Genomic DNA, 17,665 nt, shown 5'->3' with positions numbered 1-17,665 from the left:
CGCTCCCCTCACTCACTCCCCCCGCCACCAGCGCAGCATCCGCTGCCACACGTTCTGGCGGCGGGGCTGCACCGGTGCCGCGGGGGCCGGCTCCGGGGCGGGGCGCGGGATCGCCGGGGCGGGCTCCGGAATGGGGGCCGGTTCCGGACGGAGGGAGCCGACCTGCCAGGTGGCGCGCTGGTTCGGGATGTGCGACGGGCTGGGCGGCAGGCCGGCGTCCTGCTGGGGCTTCGGTTCGAAGCGCACCGGCAGGGCCACCAGGTGCCGGGAGGCGATCGACGACCGCCAGCGCAGATCCTCCTCGGCGCAGTCCAGCTGGATGTCCGAGAGCCGGGTCAGCAGGGCGTCCACGCCGACGTCGGCGATGGCACGGCCGATGTCCTGGCCGGGGCACTCGTGAGGGCCGCCGCCGAAGGCGAGGTGGGAGCGGTTGCCCTGCATGTTGGCGGACAGGTCGGGCCGCACCCGCGGGTCCACGTTGCCCGGGGCGGGCGCGAAGAGCAGCCCGTCGCCCTTGCGGATGCGCTGGCCGCCCAGCTCGGTGTCCTGCTTGGCGAAGTAGCCGAGGACGGTGCTGAACGGCGGCTCGTCCCACAGGGACTGCTCGATCGCCTCCGGCACGGTCATCTGGCCGCCGTTGAGCTGGGCACGGAAGCCCGGCTCGGTGAGGACCATGCGCAGCGCGTTGGCGAGCAGGTTGGCGGTGGCCTCGTAGGCCGCGAAGAAGACGAGGCGCAGGTGTTCGCGGACCTCGTCGTCGGTCAGTCCCGCGGGGTGGGTGATGAGGTGACTGGTGAAGTCGTCGTCGGGCCGGGCTCGGCGGCGGGTGGTGAGCCGGCTCAGCGCGTCGATGACGTACCCATGGCTCTCGATGGCGGTCTCGGTGCCCTTGAGCGCGTCACGGGCGGCCTGCACCATCCGGTCGTTGTACTCCTCGGGCATGCCGAGGAGCTCGCACATGACGGCCATCGGCAGGTGCTCGGCGAACTGGGAGACCAGGTCGGCCCGGCCGCGTTCGCAGAAGTCGTTGACGAGTTCCTGGGTGTAGCGGCCGATGTGGCGACGCATGCTGCGGTGGTCGATGGTCGACATGGCGCCGGTGACCGCCGCGCGCAGCCGCTGGTGCTCGTCGCCCTCGGCGAACGCGCAGATGGGCTGCCAGGCGATGTGCGGCATGAGCGGGTGGTCGGGCTTGACCAGGCCCTCCTGCAGTGCGGTCCACATCCGGCTGTCGCGGGCGTACTGGGAGGGGCTGCGGACCATGTGCAGGTTCTCGGAGTGCCCGAGGACCACCCACACCGGTACGTCCTCGTGGAGCAGCACGGGCGCGACGCTGCCGTGCTCCTCCCGCAGCCGTTCGTAGAGGTCGTCCAGGTCCGCCGCGTCGGGGCCGTAGAGCCGGTGCACTCCTCCGGGACCGAGGCCGTGCGCCGGGCAGCCGGGCGGCGGGCCGGCGGTGGCGTCGGTGCCGGTGAGGGATGGGGATTCAGGCGTCACAGTGTCGCTCCGGAGCGGAAGGTGGGGGGCGGGTCGGATGCGGGTCAGGTGAGGGCGCCGGACATGGCGAGCGAGTGCAGGAAGCGCATCAGGGTCATCAGCACGTCCTTGCTGGAGGCCCGGCGGCGCACGTCGCAGTCGATGATCGGGATCTCCGGGGCCAGGTCCAGGGCGGTGCGCAGTTCCTCGGTCGGGTAACGAGGAGCGTCGGGGAAGGAGTTGACGGCGACGACGAACGGGACGCCGCGTTCCTCCAGGCGGCCCATGACGTCGAAGCTGACTTCCAGGCGGCGGGTGTCGACCAGGACGACCGCGCCGAGCGCGCCCTCGAACAGGCCGTTCCACAGGAACCAGAAGCGCTCCTGGCCGGGGGTGCCGAAGAGATAGAGCACCAGCTTGTCGGTGATGCTGATGCGGCCGAAGTCCATGGCCACGGTGGTGGCGGTCTTGGTCTCGGAGCCGTAGTTGTCGTCGACCCCGATCCCGGCCTGGGTCATGGTCTCCTCGGTGGTCAGCGGCCTGATCTCGCTGACCGAACCGACCATGGTGGTCTTGCCGACGCCGAAGCCGCCCACGATCACGATCTTCACCGCGGCCTGGGCCGTCTGCGGGAGGTGATCCCCGGTGCGTGGGCCGGGGATGGTGTCAGAGCCGTTGAAGTCCATGCATCACCGCTTCGAGGAGAGAACGGTCCGGGAGCGCCTTGCGGACGATCGGGGCGCGTGCCTGCACCAGTTCGTTCGTGATCAGCTCGGTGATCAGGACGGTCATCGCGCTGAACGGCAGGTTGAGGTAGGCCGAGAGCTCGGCCACGGACAGAGGGGAGGCACAGAGCTGGATCACGGCCGCCTCCTCCGGTGAGGCCGACGGAGGAGGCGCGGATCGCGCCACGATTAAGGTGACCAGGTCGAGTTCGGCGCGGCCGCCGTCGACGGTGTCGGCGATGGCGTACAGCCGTTCGGGGTTCCCGGGCTTCTCCTCGCCGTCCGCCGGTGCGGGGGGCGGCGGCGGTGGAGGCGGCAGTTGCTGCGGCAGGCGCCGTTTGCGTTGCGGAGGAGTCATACGGTCTGCCCGTTCCGCCGGGGCGGACTGGTGAGATGGGCTCCGATCCGGACGACGAGGTCGCGCATCATGCCGGCCATCCGACCCGGCTCGCAGGTCACGTCGGCCAGCACGGCCAGGTAGGCGTTGGCGCCGGCGTCCATGAGGTAGAAGTAGCCGCCCTCGATCTCGATGACGACGAGCTTCATGTCGCCGGCACCCTCGATCTCCTGAATGATGGCACCGGCGAGGCTCTGAACACCCGCGCAGGCGGCGGCCACCCGGTCGGCCGCGTCGGGGTCGCCGCCGTAGCGGGCGATGCGCAGACCGTCGGCGGAGAGGACCACGATCATCTGGACGCCCGGTACGCCGTCGTTGAGCTGCTTGAGCATCCAGTCGAAGTTGCCTCGCTGCTGGATCACTTGAGGTTCCCCTCGTCGTCGGTGGCGCCCTCGATGGCGGTGTCCGAATCGTTGAGCAGGTGCAGGTACTTGGTGGGGTTCCGCGTGAAGTCGGTCAGCTCGGGCGCGGTGGCGTCCTCGGGCATGCCCTTCCGCAGGCCGTTCCAGAAGTCGTCGACCCACATGCCCGGCGGCCGGTCCCGGAGCTTCTGGATCTCGGGGTCGATCTCGGGCTCTGGCTCGGGTTCGGGCTTGTGCTGGGACCAGATGGTCGGCTTGCCCTCGCGCTCGGCGCGCTCGATGGCGGCCTGTTCGGCGTACCGCTGGCTGAGCGGGGTCTTCACCCGGCTGCGGCGCTGCGGCAGACCGCCCGCCGTCCACTCGGTGACCTCGGGGACGTCGTCCTCCATCGAGATCCCGGCGGGGATGCGGGGGCTGGTGGGGCGGCGCTTCTTGGGCCTGCGCTTCGGGCCCTCCACCGCGCCGAGTTCGGGCTTGGGAACACCGGTCGCACCGATGCCGTGGGCGGCGCCGACGCCGGGCTCGGTGGTGGTCATCACGCGCGGTACGACGAGGATCGCGCGGACGCCGCCGTAGGCGGAGGCGCGCAGCGAGACCTGCATGTCGAACGCCTTGCACAGCCGGCCGACGACGGCGAGGCCGAGGCGCGGGTTCGAGCCCAGGTTCTCCGCGTCGTCGCCCGCCATGGCGTCGTAGATCGCCTTCTCGATGCGGGCGCGGCCCTCCTCGCTGAGGCTGACGCCGGCGTCCTCGATCTCGATGACGAGGCCCGACTGCACCTCGGCGGCGGTGACGTGCACCTTGGTCGACGGCGGCGAGTAGCGGGTGGCGTTGTCGAGGAGTTCGGCGGCCGCGTGGAGGAGCGGCTCGACGGACGTGCCCTTGATGTTGATGTTGACGATGGAGTTCAGCTCGATGCGCCGGTACTCCAGGATCCGGGACATCGCACCGCGCAGCACGCTGTAGAGCGAGACGGGCAGCGGCCACTGACGGCCGGGGCGGCCGCCGCCGAGCACGGAGATGGTGTCGGCGAGACGGCCGATCAGCGCGGTGCCGTGGTCGATGCGCAGCAGGTCGTCGAAGACCTCGGGGTTGCGGCCGTGGTCCTCCTCCATCTCCCGCAGTTCGTTGGCCTGCTGGTGGACGATGGCCTGGATGCGGCGGGCGATGCTGACGTAGGAGCGCTCGGTGGCGTCGCGCATCGAGATCTCGAAGTCGGCGCCCTTCAGCGCCGTGCGCAGCAGGGTGCGCTGCGACTCGGGCATGTGGCGCAGTTCGCGGTCGTTGTCGACGACCTTGCGCATCACTTCTCTGAGCGGTTCTCCGTGCCGCAGCCGGAGAAGCGCGGTGGGCAGGACGTCGCCGCCGAGGCGGACGATCTCCGCGTCGTGAGCGGCGAGGCGGCGCTCCAGATACGCGGTGTGACGGGCGTGCTCGGCCTGTGCCTCGCGGAGTCTGCGTCCGCGGCGGACGGCTTCGGAGGCCGTGGCGAGGACCAGCAGCAGGGCCACAGCCCCGCACCCGCCGACGGCGATCCGGGCCGAGGCCGGAGCCAGGGCGACCGCCGCCGCGGTCGCCGCGGCCATCGCTATGGCCGGCAGCAACAGCACGCGCGCATAAGGACGTTCACGGCCACCGGGAGGCTTTTGAACACTCACCATGGATGCCTTCTGAGACGAGTCGGCTGGGTGTCAGGAGAGCTTGCGGGGGGAAGAGTCATGGAACCGAAGGGATCATCGGGAAGTTTGGGAACAGACGCACGAATTCACCTCAACTCGGTGCGCCGCGGGCGAGCTTAGTCCGACCGGATCATCGCCGTGTCATATTCGGCAAGCACCTGAAATCGCCAACGCAACAGGAGTACGCTCGACTCCATTTACACGCTCGGTGATCACTCGAACACAACACGTGATGGCGTATGGGTGTACGAAAACTACTCACCGTGATGAGTGAAAAGACGGCTCAGACTCCGGCGGTCGGACCGACACCCTCGATGCCGGGCCGAAGAGCGCACATGGGGCGTCGAGACGCCAGAAGGGCGCCGAGCCAGGCTCGGCGCCCTTCTGGCGTCGGCACACGCCGACGGAACATCAACCCACCGACGAATAGGCGACAACCCCTCGCAGCAACTGATCAACAGCCTTGCGCGCAGCCTTGGCCACGGTCGAGCCCGCCACGGGAGATGCCGCCGAGATCTGCCCGAGGACATCGATGACCTGCTTGCACCACCGCACGAAGTCACCCGCGGGCATCTCCGCCTCGCGCAGCACCTCGTCGAGCCCCGTCCCCGAGGCCCACATGTACGCGGCCCAGGCGAAGCCGAGGTCCGGCTCGCGCTGGCCGACGCCCTCGGTCTGGGTGATCCGGAACTCCTCCTCCAGACCGTCCAGCCGGCCCCAGATCCGGACCATCTCGCTGAGCGCGGCCTTCGCCTTGCCGGAGGGCAGCTTGGGTGCCATGGCGTCGTCGCCGACCCGGGCCTCGTACACCAACGCCGAGACACAGGCGGCGAGTTCGGCCGGGTCGAGTCCCTCCCACACGCCCTCGCGCAGGCACTCACTGGCCAGCAGGTCGAGTTCGCCGTAGAGCCGGGCGAGCCGCTTGCCGTGCTCGGTGACCTCGTCGCCGCGCAGGTAGTCCAGCTCGGTGAGCAGCGCGACGATCCGGTCGAAGGTCCGCGCGATGGTGTTCGTGCGGCCCTCGATGCGCCGCTCCAGCTGCGAGGTGTCCCGCAGCAGCCGGTGGTAGCGCTCGGCCCAACGGGCGTGGTCCTCACGGTCGTTGCACCCATGACACGGATGCGCCCGGATGTCCGTGCGCAGCCGGGCGATCTCGCGGTCGTCGGCGGCCTGCGAGCGCTTCTTGCGGGCCCGCTCCGGCGGGATGTGCCCCGCCTTGCTGCGCAGTGCCGAGGCGAGGTCCCGACGGGACTGCGGCGAGCGCGGGTTGAAGGACTTCGGGATCCGCATCCGGTCCAGCGGCTCGACCGGGACCGGGAAGTCCATCGACGCCAGCCGCTTGACCTGCCGTTCGGCGGTCAGCACCAGCGGGCGCGGGCCGTCGTGGTGGTCGAAGCCGCGGTGGCCGTTGGAGCGGCCGGCGGGCAGGCCGGGGTCCAGCACCAGGGCCAGCCCGGCGTACTTGCCCGTGGGGACATGGATGACGTCGCCGGGCTTGAGCTTCTCCAGGGCCACGGCCGCCTCGGCCCGCCGCTGGTTGGTGCCCTGCCGGGCCAGCTCGGTCTCACGGTCCTTCAGTTCGCGGCGCAGCCGCGCGTACTCCTCGAAGTCGCCGAGGTGGCAGGTCATGGAGGCCTTGTAGCCCTCCAGTCCCTCCTCGTTGCGCTGCACCTGTCGGGAGATCCCGACGACCGACTTGTCGGCCTGGAACTGCGCGAAGGAGGTCTCCAGCAGCTCGCGCGAGCGGTGCCGGCCGAACTGATCGACCAGGTTGACCGCCATGTTGTACGACGGCTTGAAGCTGGAGCGCAGCGGATAGGTACGGGTGCCCGCGAGACCGGCGAGGTGCTCGGGGCTCATCCCGCGCTGCCACAGCACCACGGCATGGCCCTCGACGTCGATGCCACGCCGGCCCGCACGCCCCGTCAACTGGGTGTACTCACCGGGCGTGATGTCGGCGTGCTGCTCGCCGTTCCACTTGACGAGCTTCTCCAGGACCACCGAGCGGGCGGGCATGTTGATGCCCAGGGCGAGGGTCTCGGTGGCGAACACGGCCTTGACCAGTCCGCGGACGAACAGCTCCTCGACGACCTCCTTGAAGGTCGGCAGCATGCCCGCGTGATGGGCGGCGATGCCCCGCTCCAGGCCCTCCAGCCACTCGTAGTAGCCGAGGACGTGCAGATCCTCGGACGGGATCGCGGCGGTGCGCTCCTCGACCAGCGCGCGCACCTTCTCCCGCGCCTCCTCGTCGTTGAGCCTCAGGCCCGCGTACAGGCACTGCTGGACGGCGGCCTCGCAGGCGGCGCGGCTGAAGATGAAGGTGATCGCGGGCAGCAGACCCTCGGAGTCGAGGCGCTCGATGACCTCGGGCCGGCCCGGCGTCCACACGCGCGAGCGCTGTCTGCGCTCCCGCTCGCGGTCGGCCTCGCGCATCGCGCGGCCGCGCCGGCGGTCCTGGTACGACGGCCGGGTCGACTCCATGCGGGCGAGCCGGACGAGGTCGGGGTTGACGGCCTTCTTGTGGCCCTCGCCCTCCTCGAACAGGTCGTACGTCCGGCGCCCGGCGAGCACGTGCTGGAACAGCGGCACGGGCCGGTGCTCGGAGACGATCACCTCGGTGTCACCACGGACGGTGTCCAGCCAGTCGCCGAACTCCTCGGCGTTGGACACGGTCGCCGACAGCGACACCAGGGTCACCGACTCGGGCAGGTGGATGATCACTTCCTCCCAGACGGCGCCGCGGAAGCGGTCGGAGAGGTAGTGCACCTCGTCCATGACCACGTAGCCGAGGCCGAGGAGGGTCTGCGAGCCTGCGTACAGCATGTTCCGCAGCACCTCGGTGGTCATCACGACCACCGGGGCGTCGGAGTTGACGCTGTTGTCGCCGGTGAGCAGGCCGACCTTCTCCGTGCCGTAGCGGCGGCACAGGTCGGCGTACTTCTGGTTCGACAGCGCCTTGATGGGTGTCGTGTAGAAGCACTTCTTGCCCTGCTGCAGGGCGAGGTGGACGGCGAACTCGCCCACGATCGTCTTGCCCGAGCCGGTGGGGGCGGCCACCAGCACGCCCTTCCCCTCTTCGAGGGCCTGGCAGGCCTCGATCTGGAAGGGGTCGAGGCCGAAGTCGTACATCTCGCGGAAGGACGCGAGCGCGGTGGCCTGCTCGGCTGCCCGCCTCCGGGCTGCCGCGTACCGCTCGGCCGGTGAGAGATCCTCTGTCATCGTGCTTTCGAGCGTACCGGGCGGCACTGACAACAGGACGATCATTATCCCGAACGTGCGTTGATCGACACAGCACGATGCCCCCGTCCTCGGGGACGGGGGCATCGCGGTGCGGCTCGGTGGACGCTCAGGTGACGTCGTCGTAACCGTTGACCCGCTCCGTGCCCGACTGCTCGGGCAGGGCCCGGTGTGCCGGGACGGGCTCGACGTCGCCGATGTCCTCGGGCGTGAGGTCCAGGTCGGAGGCCTCGTCGTCGGCCGGACCCGCGGCCTCGCGGCGGCGCTTGCGCTTGTCGTTGAGCAGCGAGAAGCCGACCGCTCCGAAGTACAGCACCCAGATCGGTCCGGCGAGCGCCAGCATCGACAGCGGGTCGGTGCTCGGCGTGGCCACGGCCGCGAAGACCGTGATGCCGAGGATCATGCCGCGCCACCAGCCGAGCATGCGCTCGCCGCTGAGCACCCCGGTGAGGTTGAGCATGATCAGCAGCAGCGGCAGCTCGAAGGAGAGACCGAAGACGATCACCATGCGCGTGACCAGCTGGAGCAGGTCGTCCAGCGGCAGCAGGTTGTCGATGTTGCCGTTCGGCGTGAAGTCGATCAGCACCTTCGCGGTGGTGGGAAGCACCTTGTACGCGAAGAACGCACCGGCGAGGAACAGCGGGGCGCCGGTGAAGACGAAGGCGTAGGCGTACTTCTTCTCGTGCCTGTGCAACCCGGGAGCCACGAACGCCCACAGCTGGTACAGCCAGATCGGCGAGGCGAAGACGACGCCGGCCGTCAGCGAGACCTGCAGGGCCAGGGTGAACGGGGCGAGGAGGCCGTTGATGGTGATCCGCGCGCAGGGCTGCGACTTGGCGGTCGAACGGGCCAGTTCCTCGAAGGTCTTCCCGCATCCGACCGAATCGAGGATCGGCTGGGTCAGGAAGTTGATGATGTCGTTGTAGAAGAAGGCGGCGACGACCGTCACGACGACGATGGCCAGCAGTGCCTTCGCGAGCCGGTTGCGGAGCTCACGAAGGTGATCCGCAAGGGGCATCCGCCCCTCGGGATCCTTCTCCTTCTTGCGGGCAGGCTTGAGCAACCCACGTCCTCATCTCGTGCGGCAGGCCGGAGGGTTCCGGCGCTGCGTCAGCGCTTGGTGGTGTCCGTCGGCTCGTTGACCGGCCGCGAGCTGGTCACGTCGCCGGGGGCCGCCTGGATGGTGCGCTGGGCCGCAGGCTGCTCGTTGGAGGTGGGAGCCTGTGCGGAGGCGTTGCCCTCCTCCTTCATCGCCTTGGCTTCGCTCTTCAGGATGCGCGCGGACTTGCCGAGCGAGCGGGCCATGTCCGGAAGCTTCTTCGCGCCGAACAGCAGCACGATGACGACGAGGATGAGAATGATCTCGGGGGCTCCGAGCCTTCCGAACATAAGTCTTTACCTTCTCACCGAGGCGACTGGATGGGGTGCTGTCCGACCAGTCGGACATGTGTCCGATGGTCGTGCTGACAGCGATCGTAACGCTCAGGGGTGAACGTCAGGCAATCCCCGTGCGTACTCCCGGTCCGCGGTACGCGCCTCGCTCTTCGCACCGCGATCAGAGCGTACCTGTCCCGGCAGTCAGCATGACAGGGCGAAGTGGCCCAAAGCGCATCCCGTGAGCGACTCACAGGTTCCGGGAGTGTCGTTCACAGCGTGTCCGCGGCGCGGGCCGCGCTGACCGCCGCCCGCTCCAGATCCTCGGCCGCCCTGTTGATACGGCGGGCGGAGGCCGAGACCTGCTCCCCGAGACGCCGCGCCTCCAGGAAGACCCGTACGGCGAGCACCCCCAGGACGGCCAGACTCAGGAAACCCACGGCTACCGCGAACATCGGCCAGAACATGACGTCGAGCCTAGACGGTCCTACACGGTGGAGTGCAGCCGCAGGGTCCTGACGCCGCCGCCGGTGAGCAGCTCGACGATGCGCTCCCCGGCCGGCTTGCGCACCGAGGAGCCGCAGTCGGGGCAGGTGAAGGAGTAGAACGTCGTCCGGCTCGTGGCACCGATGGCCAGGCGCAGGGCGCTCGCGGCGAGCTCGAAGCGGCCCCGGCAGTTCGGGCAGCCGGCCTTGAACACCACGGGGACCACTCTCTTCATCCCCGCGAAGGCGGCCGCCACCGTCATTTCCCCAGCACCGGACCCCGCAGACTCGTTCAAAGCCCTCGCTCCTGCCTGTCGTCCTGCCCGTCGTGACCACCGTGCGCCGCCGTCGGCGGTGTGTCGTACGCCGCCAGCGCCTCGCGGGCCGCCGTGCGGGCGCTGTCGGCCAGCTCGGACGGCGAGACGATCCTGCCGTCGCGGCCGAGGCGCAGGGCCAGCCGGCGCAGGGAGGCCGGATCGGGGGTGCGCAGAGTGATACGCAGCCCGCCGTCGGGAAGCTCATCGGCGCTGTCGTGCGGGTAGTACTCGGCCACCCAGCGGCCGCCGGGGCCGACCTCGATCACGACCTCCGGGTCCTCGGCGGCCGGCTGCACCAGCGCCTCGGAGAGGTCCCGCAGCTCGATCTCCGGCGGTGCCGAGGGCTCGTCCAGGATCCTGATCTCGGCGACCCGGTCGAGCCGGAAGGTGCGCCGGGCCTCCGAGCGGCGGCACCAGGCCTCCACATAGGTGTGGCCGACGCTGACCAGGCGGATGGGGTCGATCTCACGCTCGGTGACCTCGTCACGGGCGGGTGAGTAGTAGCGGATCCACAGCCGGCGACGCTCCGAGATGGCCCGGTCGACGTCGGCGAAGACGCCGCCCTCGGACTCGAAGGTCACCGAGAGACGGGAGCTGGCGCCGGCGACCTCGCCGGCCGCCGTCTCCACTTTGGCCGTCGCGCGCAGCAGGGCCTGGCGGTCGCCCTCCCGCAGGCCGGGCAGGGTCGACACCGCGCGGGCGGCCACCAGCAGGGCCGTGGCCTCGTCGGCGGCGAGCCGCAGCGGCTCGGCCGCCTCCTCACCGAGCGCGGCCGCGTTGTGCCACCAGATGCGCTCGCCGTCGGTGTCGATGTCGAGCAGATCGCCGCCGCGGAAGCTGGTGCCGCACATGGGCAGCAGATCGAGGTCGGAGACCAGCTCGTCCTCGGTGATGCCGAAGGCGCGCGCGACGTCCGCGATCCTGGCGCCGGGGCGCTCCCTGAGGTAGGTGACCAGCGAGAGCATTCGCCGGGTCTGGTCGATGGCGTTCACGGGCCTGACCGGTTTGCCTGCCATGGTTCTGCTCCGCTCCTCCTCAGCCCTTGGCCACGGCACGCAGCCGGTCCACCACGTCGGCCCGCAGCTCGGCCGGCTCCACGACGATCACGTCCGGCCCGAACTCCACCAGCCAGGCGTCCAGGCCGTGCCCGTACGGAATCTCCAACTCGTCCCAGCCGTCACCGAGTTCCCGGACCTCGGTGGATTTCGCCCGAAGGGGGTAACCGGCGCCGGAACGCAGCCTGATCAGCGCCGAACGGTCGGCGATCTCGCCCGCCCAGCCCGCCACCGTCTCGCGCACGGTGACGACGTCCGGAACGGGCGCGGTGAAGCCGGTGCCCCGCGAGCGCACCCGGCCGGTGATCCGGGAGAGCCGGAAGACGCGCTCGGCGCCCCGGTCGCGGTCCCAGCCGGCCAGGTACCAGTGGCCGCGCCAGCACTCCAGCGCCCACGGCTCGACGTGCCGGGGCTCGGGGTGGGCGGCGGAAGCCTTGCGGTAGTCGAAGACGACCGGGCGGCGGTCGCGGCACGCCAGCATCAGCGGCTCGAACGCGGCCTCGTGCACCGGGATGCGCGGCTCCAGGGCACCATGGGCCTCGTACGGGTCGACGTCCTCTGGCAGCCCCGCCGCACGCAGCTTCTGCAGGGCGCCACTGGCCGCTCCGGCCAGGCGGGCCTGCTGCCAGACCTTGGCGGCGAGACCGAGGGCGGCGGCCTCCTCGGCGTCCAGGGTGATGGGAGGCAGCCGGTTGCTGTCACGGCGGGCGAGGTAGCCGACCTCTCCGTCGATGTTCTCGACGGTCTCGATGACCAGGCCCAGCTCGCGCAGGTCGTCCTTGTCCCGCTCGAACATCCGGTTGAAGGAGTCTTCCGAGCCGGCAGCGCCCTTTTCCGGCCTGGCGGCCTCCACGTAAGCCTCGATGGAGTCGCGAAGCTCCCGCTTGCTGAGCGGCCGCCGTGTCCCGAGCAGACACAGCGCGAGGTTCATCAGCCGCTCCGCCTTGGCAATGGCCATCGACGCCCTTCGCCTCCCTATGGTGCTTACGGACGATGACCGTACCGCTCAGAAGTGGCCTGGCAAAGCCGAGGGCCCATGCCCGGACAGGCATGGGCCCCAGTCGATCGGGTCCGGTCTCATCCCGAAAAACAGGCCGTACGACGATCAGACCGCGATCAGGTCCACCACGAAGATCAGCGTCTCACCGGGCTTGATCGCCGGGGTCGGGCTCTGGTTGCCGTAGGCGAGGTGCGCCGGAATGGTCAGCTGGCGGCGGCCGCCGACCTTCATGCCCTGCACGCCGAGGTCCCAGCCCTTGATGACCCGGCCGCCACCCAGCGGGAAGCGGAACGGCGTGCCGCGGTTCCAGCTGGCGTCGAACTCCTCGCCCGTGCTGAAGGCAACACCCACGTAGTGGACGGTGACGGTCTGGCCCGCCTCCGCAACGGCGCCGTCACCCTCCCAGATGTCCTTGATCTCGAGGTCCGCCGGGGGCTCGCCGCCCGGGAAGTCGATCTCGGGCTTGTCGATGCTCACGTCAAAAGCTCCTGCTTGTGTACGACACGAAACACGGACAGTCTTTCATCCCCGACGGTCTGTCGCCTGCCATCGCCACCACGGCGCGGCACGGCTACATCGCGGCCAGGATGTCCACCGAGAACACCAGCGTGGAGCCCTTCTTGACGACACCGCCGCTCGGCGGGTTGTCGCCGTAACCCAGCTCCGGCGGGATGACGACGAGGACCCTGCTGCCCACCTTCTTGCCGGTCAGCCCCTGGGCCAGGCCCTTGACGGCCTGCTGCATCTGCTCCAGGGAGAACTGGCTGAGCCGCCCGGAGCCGTACGTCTGCTGGAACGTCTTGCCGCCGTCCCAGACCACGGCCTTGAACTGGCACAGGATCGCCTGGTTCGCCTTGACCTCGTCGCCGTCGCCCTCCAGGACGTAGGTCGACACCAGCTTCTTCGGCGGCTCGGACTTCGGGACGGTGATCTCGGGCGCCTTGCCGTCGGTGTTGGTGCCGACCTTGGGCAGGGCGGCGTCGGTCTGCGGGACCGGCTTGCCCTGGGCGGAGCTCTTGGAGTTGAAGGAGTCCATCAGGTCGATGACGAAGACCAGGGTGTCGGTGCCCTTGATGCCCGCCTTCGGGTTGCCCGCCTTGCCGTAGCCCAGCTCCGGCGGGACGGCGAGCTCGATCCGGCTGCCCACCTTCTTGCCCGCGATCGCGTACCGCCAGCCGTCGATGATGCCGCCCTGGGCGAGCTGGATGACCAGCGGGTTGCGGTCGTAGGAGTTGTCGAAGACCTTGGCGGTGCTCCAGATCTGGCCCAGGTAGTTCGCCTGGATGAAGTCGTTCTCCGCGATCGTGCGGCCGTTGCCCGGGATGACCGTCTTCACCGCGAGGTTCTTAGAGGGCTCGCCCGGTCCCTTGGCGACCGTGGGCTTCTCGCCGAACTTCGTGCCCGCCGTGATCGCCGGCAGCGGCCCCTCCACGATCTTGGGCGGGGGCGTGGACGCCGAGGGCGACGGTGACGCACTGGCCTTGCTGGAGTCGGACTTGCCGTCGCCGCACGCGGCGAGCGTGACCAGTCCTGCGGGTACAGCGGCGAGGAGGAGGGAGCGTCGGCGCACGGAGATGCCTCGTAATCGGTCGATCTTGTGGATTGGCGTGCGCGCAACTCTACGACGCGAGAAGGGCGCCGTACGGGAAACGTACGACGCCCGTGTGGCGTTCCGGCAATTCGATGCGGAAACGCTTGACTCACGTACCTTTGTCACATTCCGGCGATGAGCTTCTCCACCCGGTCGTCCACCGAACGGAACGGGTCCTTGCACAACACGGTGCGCTGCGCCTGGTCGTTGAGCTTCAGGTGCACCCAGTCGACCGTGAAGTCCCGGCGCTGTTCCTGTGCCCTGCGGATGAAGTCGCCGCGCAGCCGGGCCCGAGTGGTCTGCGGGGGAACCGACTTACCCTCGAAGATCTTCAAGTCGTTGCAGATACGGGCGGCTTGGCCCCTTTTCTCCAGCAGGTAGTACAGACCACGACGGCGGTGGATGTCGTGGTAGGCGAGGTCTATCTGGGCGACCCTCGGGTGCGACATGGTCATGTTGTGCTTGGCCCGGTACCGCTCGATGAGCTTGTACTTCATGACCCAGTCGATCTCGGTGCCGATGCGGTCGAGCTCCTCGGTCTCGATCGCGTCGAGGGTGCGGCCCCACAGCTCCAGGACCTGCGCGACGGTGCCGGTGCGGATGCCCCGGCGGTCGCAGAAGTCCACGGCCTTGTCGAAGTACTCGCGCTGCACCTCCAGCGCGGAGGCCTCCCGGCCGCTGGCCAGGCGCACCTTGCGCCGGCCGGTGATGTCGTGGCTGACCTCGCGGATCGCCCGGATCGGGTTCTCCAGGGTGAGGTCGCGCATCACGGTGCCCGCCTCGATCATGCGCAGCACCAGGTCGGTGGCGCCGACCTTGAGCAGCATGGTCGTCTCGGACATGTTCGAGTCGCCCACGATGACGTGCAGGCGGCGGTAGCGCTCGGCGTCCGCGTGCGGTTCGTCGCGGGTGTTGATGATGGGCCGGGAGCGGGTCGTCGCCGAGGAGACGCCCTCCCAGATGTGCTCCGCGCGCTGGCTGACGCAGTAGACGGCGCCGCGCGGGGTCTGCAGGACCTTGCCCGCGCCGCACAGCAGCTGTCTGGTCACCAGGAAGGGGATGAGGATGTCCGCGAGTCGGGAGAACTCCCCGTGCCGCGCCACCAGATAGTTCTCGTGGCAGCCGTAGGAGTTGCCCGCCGAGTCGGTGTTGTTCTTGAAGAGGTAGACGTCGCCCGCGATTCCCTCCTCGTGCAGGCGTCGTTCCGCGTCCACCAGGAGTCCTTCGAGAATGCGCTCGCCGGCCTTGTCGTGGGTGACCAGTTCGATCACGTTGTCACATTCGGGTGTCGCGTATTCCGGATGTGACCCCACGTCGAGATAGAGCCGGGCGCCGTTTCGCAGAAAGACATTACTGCTGCGGCCCCATGACACGACACGGCGGAAGAGGTACCGCGCCACCTCGTCAGGAGACAGGCGCCGCTGTCCCCTGAACGTGCACGTGACGCCGTACTCGTTCTCCAGCCCGAAAATGCGGCGGTCCATGACTGAACATTACGCCCGATCCCCTGAGCTGAAACGGGGTTCGGCAGCACGATTTGGATCATTTTCCGATGAAGCCGCAACAACCCCGCTCCGCGCGGGAGCTGCGAGGACCCGTCCGGTGGCGAGCAGGACCAGCAGGGACACGGCCCCCGCGACACCCGGGAGGGCGAATCCCCACAGCGCGCCACCGGCCTGGACCACCGGGCCCGCCAGCCCCGTTCCGACCGAGGCACCCACGGTGAACGTCGTCACAAGCCAGGAGAACGCCTCGGTGACGGTGCCGCTCGGCGCGTGCCGGTCGACGATGATGAACGCGCACGCGATGCAGGGGGCGAGGAACACTCCGGAGACCACGGTGAGCAGCACCATGGCGACCGCGCCCGGCATCAGCATCAGCGGCAGGTAACACACCGCCAGAAGCGCCACCAGGACCCGCAGTCGCCGCTCGGGCGTGCCGCTCCACCGGCGCGCGCCGTAGACGGTGCCGCCGACGAGGGCCCCGAGGCCGAGCGCGGCCATCAGCCAGCCGTAGACGGCGTCACCGCCGTGGTCGTCGGCGTACGGCACCGAGGCCACGGTGATGGAGCCGAGCGCGATGCCGACGAACAGGAAGGCGCCGAGCAGCACGAGCAGGCCGGGCGAGCGCAGGGCGCCGAGCCAGTGCGCCTCGCGCGGGGCCGAGCGCCACGCGCGCGAGGGCGGCGAGACGACCACCGAGAGGGCGCCGAGGACGCCGACGGCGTTGAGCACCAGCAGGGCCGCACGCTCCGACCACAGGGACACGCACAGGGTCACCAGCAACGGGCCGACAGTGAACATGACTTCCTGGGCGACGGCGTCCATGGCGTACGCGGTGTGCACCTGCTCCTGGCGGCGCAGTACGGAGGGCCACAGGGCGCGCAGGCCGCCCTCCAGGGGCGGCGTGAAGAGGCCGGCGGCCGCGACCGCGGCGTAAGCGAAGGGCAGCGGGTCGGTGCCGGAGAAGGCGAAGGCCGTCATGGCGAGGGCGGAGAGGACGACGGCGGGCAACTGGACGCGCGGCTGGCCGTACAGGTCCACCAGGCGGCCCAGCAACGGCTGGCCCACCGCGTTGGCGACGCCGTACACGGCTGCGAGGGCGCCCGCCAGGCTGTACGTGCCACCCTCGCCGCGCACGAACAGCACCAGGGCGATCGCGGCGGTCGCGTTGGGCAGCCGGCCCACCAGGGTGCCGGTCAGCAGACGGGCCGCGTGTCTCGCCCTGAGGATCTCCAGGTATCCCGCGGCCATGTCCCGCCTCCAAGTGTTACGTATAACGTCGCCACTCATACGTACCATGTGCGCTGTTCACACGTCCACATGACCGGGAGTGAGCCGAAGGGCCGGAGCGCCCGGAGGTGAACGACCGGACAGAAGAGAAGCAGGCCCCCGCCGTGGCACGCAGTAGTACGCGCCCGACCAGCCGTGACGTCGCACAGGCGGCCGGGGTCTCCCAGGCGGCCGTCTCGCTCGTGCTGGGCGACAAGTGGCGCGGCCGGGTCTCGGAGGCAACCGCCGAGCGGGTCCGGGAGGCCGCGCGCGAGCTGGGCTACCGGCCCAACCTGGCCGCCCGCAACCTGCGCCTGGGCCGCACCCGCACGGTCCTGCTCGTGGTGCCGGCGCTGACCACGGAGTTCTTCGCCGGTGTCTACACGGGCGCGGCACGGGTGGCCGCCCGGCACGGCTTCGGCGTCGTGCTGTACCCCTCCCCCGAGGGCATCGGCCCGGCCCGCGACCCCTTCGCCTCCGCGCAGGCCGCCCTGGACGGCGTCATCGCCTCCTCGATGGCGGCCGACGCGCTCACCGCGATCCGCGGCGACCAGCTGCCGCTGGTCATGCTCGACAGCGACCCCGAGGGCAGCCTGGGCGCGGCGACGGTGAACCTGGACATCGCCGACGGCGTCCGGCAGGTCGCCGAGCACCTGCTGGGCCTCGGCCACCGCCGCGTCCTGCACCTGGCCGCCGACGTGCCCTCCTGGACGTTCGAGATGCGTGCGCGGGAGCTGGCGGCGCGCCTGGCCGCCGTGCCGGGGACGGAGATCCGTACGGCACCCGCGCCGATCTCCATCGAGGGCGCCCTGGCCGCCGCCGAGGCCGCGTTCACCGCGCCCGGCCCCCGGCCGACGGCGGTGGTCTGCGACGACGACAAGCTGGCCGCCGGCGCCTACAAGGCCCTGCGCCGCCTGGGCCTGCGCGTTCCGGACGACGTCTCGGTGACCGGCCTGGACGACCTGGCCCTGGCCACGGCCCTCGACCCCGAGCTGACAACGGTGCGACTGGACGCCGAGCTGTTCGGGGAGCGCGGGATGGAGGCCCTGCTGGCGGTCCTGGAGGGCCGCGAGCCCGAGCGTGGGGACATTCCGGTGGAACTGGTCGTACGGGGGTCCACGGCGCCGCCTCGCGCGTCCTGAACGCCGTGTGCCCCGACCGGCGGACCGGTCGGGGCACACGGGAGCGGGATGTGG

Annotated in this window: 17 protein-coding genes; 1 reads left to right on the top strand and 16 read right to left on the bottom strand. The window is 70.1% G+C overall.

Annotated features, from left to right (window positions below):
• Positions 1 to 12 precede the first annotated feature (12 nt).
• From ACIRVH_RS12360 to ACIRVH_RS12285, 16 genes are all read right to left on the bottom strand, one after another.
• Positions 13 to 1,497, bottom strand: coding sequence for a cytochrome P450 (locus ACIRVH_RS12360; RefSeq protein ID WP_403951396.1), 1,485 nt, complete (start codon positions 1,495 to 1,497; stop codon positions 13 to 15).
• Between the two features lie 44 nt (positions 1,498 to 1,541).
• Complete coding sequence (locus ACIRVH_RS12355) at positions 1,542 to 2,162, bottom strand: GTP-binding protein (protein ID WP_403951393.1); 621 nt, start codon at positions 2,160 to 2,162, stop codon at positions 1,542 to 1,544.
• Positions 2,143 to 2,559, bottom strand: coding sequence for a DUF742 domain-containing protein (locus tag ACIRVH_RS12350; protein WP_403951390.1), 417 nt, complete (start codon positions 2,557 to 2,559; stop codon positions 2,143 to 2,145). The genes ACIRVH_RS12355 and ACIRVH_RS12350 overlap by 20 nt, the downstream gene beginning before the upstream one ends.
• Positions 2,556 to 2,960 (bottom strand): roadblock/LC7 domain-containing protein, encoded by a 405-nt coding sequence (locus tag ACIRVH_RS12345; RefSeq protein ID WP_145882813.1) that lies wholly within the window; start codon positions 2,958 to 2,960, stop codon positions 2,556 to 2,558. The genes ACIRVH_RS12350 and ACIRVH_RS12345 overlap by 4 nt, the downstream gene beginning before the upstream one ends.
• Positions 2,957 to 4,621 carry a sensor histidine kinase gene (locus ACIRVH_RS12340; RefSeq protein ID WP_403951387.1) on the bottom strand — a complete coding sequence of 555 codons (1,665 nt, stop codon included), beginning with the start codon at positions 4,619 to 4,621 and terminating at the stop codon, positions 2,957 to 2,959. Before ACIRVH_RS12340 ends, ACIRVH_RS12345 begins: the two co-directional genes overlap by 4 nt.
• Positions 4,622 to 5,050: 429 nt before the next feature.
• Positions 5,051 to 7,903, bottom strand: a complete 2,853-nt coding sequence (locus ACIRVH_RS12335; protein WP_403951384.1) for a DEAD/DEAH box helicase — start codon at positions 7,901 to 7,903, stop codon at positions 5,051 to 5,053.
• Positions 7,904 to 7,985: 82 nt separating this feature from the next.
• Positions 7,986 to 8,939, bottom strand: coding sequence for a twin-arginine translocase subunit TatC (tatC, locus tag ACIRVH_RS12330; protein WP_403951381.1), 954 nt, complete (start codon positions 8,937 to 8,939; stop codon positions 7,986 to 7,988).
• A gap of 47 nt (positions 8,940 to 8,986) precedes the next feature.
• Positions 8,987 to 9,265, bottom strand: coding sequence for a Sec-independent protein translocase subunit TatA (tatA, locus tag ACIRVH_RS12325; RefSeq protein WP_403951379.1), 279 nt, complete (start codon positions 9,263 to 9,265; stop codon positions 8,987 to 8,989).
• A 257-nt stretch (positions 9,266 to 9,522) separates the two neighbouring features.
• Positions 9,523 to 9,717, bottom strand: coding sequence for a hypothetical protein (locus ACIRVH_RS12320; protein ID WP_403951377.1), 195 nt, complete (start codon positions 9,715 to 9,717; stop codon positions 9,523 to 9,525).
• A gap of 20 nt (positions 9,718 to 9,737) precedes the next feature.
• Positions 9,738 to 9,998, bottom strand: a complete 261-nt coding sequence (locus tag ACIRVH_RS12315; RefSeq protein WP_403951374.1) for a hypothetical protein — start codon at positions 9,996 to 9,998, stop codon at positions 9,738 to 9,740.
• Positions 9,999 to 10,027: 29 nt separating this feature from the next.
• A complete protein-coding gene (locus tag ACIRVH_RS12310; RefSeq protein ID WP_403951371.1) occupies positions 10,028 to 11,068 on the bottom strand; it encodes a helix-turn-helix transcriptional regulator in 1,041 nt (346 codons plus the stop codon).
• Positions 11,069 to 11,087: 19 nt separating this feature from the next.
• Positions 11,088 to 12,065 (bottom strand): helix-turn-helix transcriptional regulator, encoded by a 978-nt coding sequence (locus tag ACIRVH_RS12305; RefSeq protein WP_403951368.1) that lies wholly within the window; start codon positions 12,063 to 12,065, stop codon positions 11,088 to 11,090.
• Between the two features lie 147 nt (positions 12,066 to 12,212).
• Positions 12,213 to 12,584 carry an FKBP-type peptidyl-prolyl cis-trans isomerase gene (locus ACIRVH_RS12300; RefSeq protein ID WP_403951367.1) on the bottom strand — a complete coding sequence of 124 codons (372 nt, stop codon included), beginning with the start codon at positions 12,582 to 12,584 and terminating at the stop codon, positions 12,213 to 12,215.
• Between the two features lie 94 nt (positions 12,585 to 12,678).
• Entirely contained in the window at positions 12,679 to 13,677 is a 999-nt protein-coding gene (locus tag ACIRVH_RS12295; protein ID WP_403951364.1) for an FKBP-type peptidyl-prolyl cis-trans isomerase, read from the bottom strand.
• A gap of 143 nt (positions 13,678 to 13,820) precedes the next feature.
• On the bottom strand, positions 13,821 to 15,182 hold the full coding sequence (pafA, locus tag ACIRVH_RS12290) for a Pup--protein ligase (protein WP_097255646.1): 1,362 nt from the start codon (positions 15,180 to 15,182) through the stop codon (positions 13,821 to 13,823).
• Positions 15,183 to 15,191: 9 nt separating this feature from the next.
• The gene (locus ACIRVH_RS12285; protein ID WP_403951361.1) at positions 15,192 to 16,451 is read right to left on the bottom strand and encodes an MFS transporter; all 1,260 of its coding nucleotides are present in this window, start codon (positions 16,449 to 16,451) and stop codon (positions 15,192 to 15,194) included.
• Between the two features lie 143 nt (positions 16,452 to 16,594).
• Between ACIRVH_RS12285 and ACIRVH_RS12280 the strand changes: the two genes are divergently transcribed.
• On the top strand, positions 16,595 to 17,611 hold the full coding sequence (locus ACIRVH_RS12280) for a LacI family DNA-binding transcriptional regulator (protein WP_403951360.1): 1,017 nt from the start codon (positions 16,595 to 16,597) through the stop codon (positions 17,609 to 17,611).
• Positions 17,612 to 17,665 lie beyond the last annotated feature (54 nt).

Source organism: Streptomyces sp. NPDC101165, assembly GCF_044768135.1.
Taxonomy (GTDB): Bacteria; Actinomycetota; Actinomycetes; order Streptomycetales; family Streptomycetaceae; genus Streptomyces.
The sequence above is the reverse complement of the archived record's forward strand: the minus strand, read 5'-3'. Positions and strand labels throughout refer to the sequence as shown.

Excerpts from the sequence above, each read along its gene's own strand:
- ACIRVH_RS12355 (WP_403951393.1), bottom strand. The coding sequence starts at position 2,162 with ATGGACTTCAACGGCTCTGACACCATCCCCGGCCCACGCACCGGGGAT.
- ACIRVH_RS12350 (WP_403951390.1), bottom strand. The coding sequence starts at position 2,559 with ATGACTCCTCCGCAACGCAAACGGCGCCTGCCGCAGCAACTGCCGCCT.
- ACIRVH_RS12340 (WP_403951387.1), bottom strand. The coding sequence starts at position 4,621 with ATGGTGAGTGTTCAAAAGCCTCCCGGTGGCCGTGAACGTCCTTATGCG.
- ACIRVH_RS12335 (WP_403951384.1), bottom strand. The coding sequence starts at position 7,903 with ATGATCGTCCTGTTGTCAGTGCCGCCCGGTACGCTCGAAAGCACGATG.
- tatA (WP_403951379.1), bottom strand. The coding sequence starts at position 9,265 with ATGTTCGGAAGGCTCGGAGCCCCCGAGATCATTCTCATCCTCGTCGTC.
- ACIRVH_RS12320 (WP_403951377.1), bottom strand. The coding sequence starts at position 9,717 with ATGTTCTGGCCGATGTTCGCGGTAGCCGTGGGTTTCCTGAGTCTGGCC.
- ACIRVH_RS12315 (WP_403951374.1), bottom strand. The coding sequence starts at position 9,998 with ATGACGGTGGCGGCCGCCTTCGCGGGGATGAAGAGAGTGGTCCCCGTG.
- ACIRVH_RS12310 (WP_403951371.1), bottom strand. The coding sequence starts at position 11,068 with ATGGCAGGCAAACCGGTCAGGCCCGTGAACGCCATCGACCAGACCCGG.
- ACIRVH_RS12305 (WP_403951368.1), bottom strand. The coding sequence starts at position 12,065 with ATGGCCATTGCCAAGGCGGAGCGGCTGATGAACCTCGCGCTGTGTCTG.
- pafA (WP_097255646.1), bottom strand. The coding sequence starts at position 15,182 with ATGGACCGCCGCATTTTCGGGCTGGAGAACGAGTACGGCGTCACGTGC.
- ACIRVH_RS12285 (WP_403951361.1), bottom strand. The coding sequence starts at position 16,451 with ATGGCCGCGGGATACCTGGAGATCCTCAGGGCGAGACACGCGGCCCGT.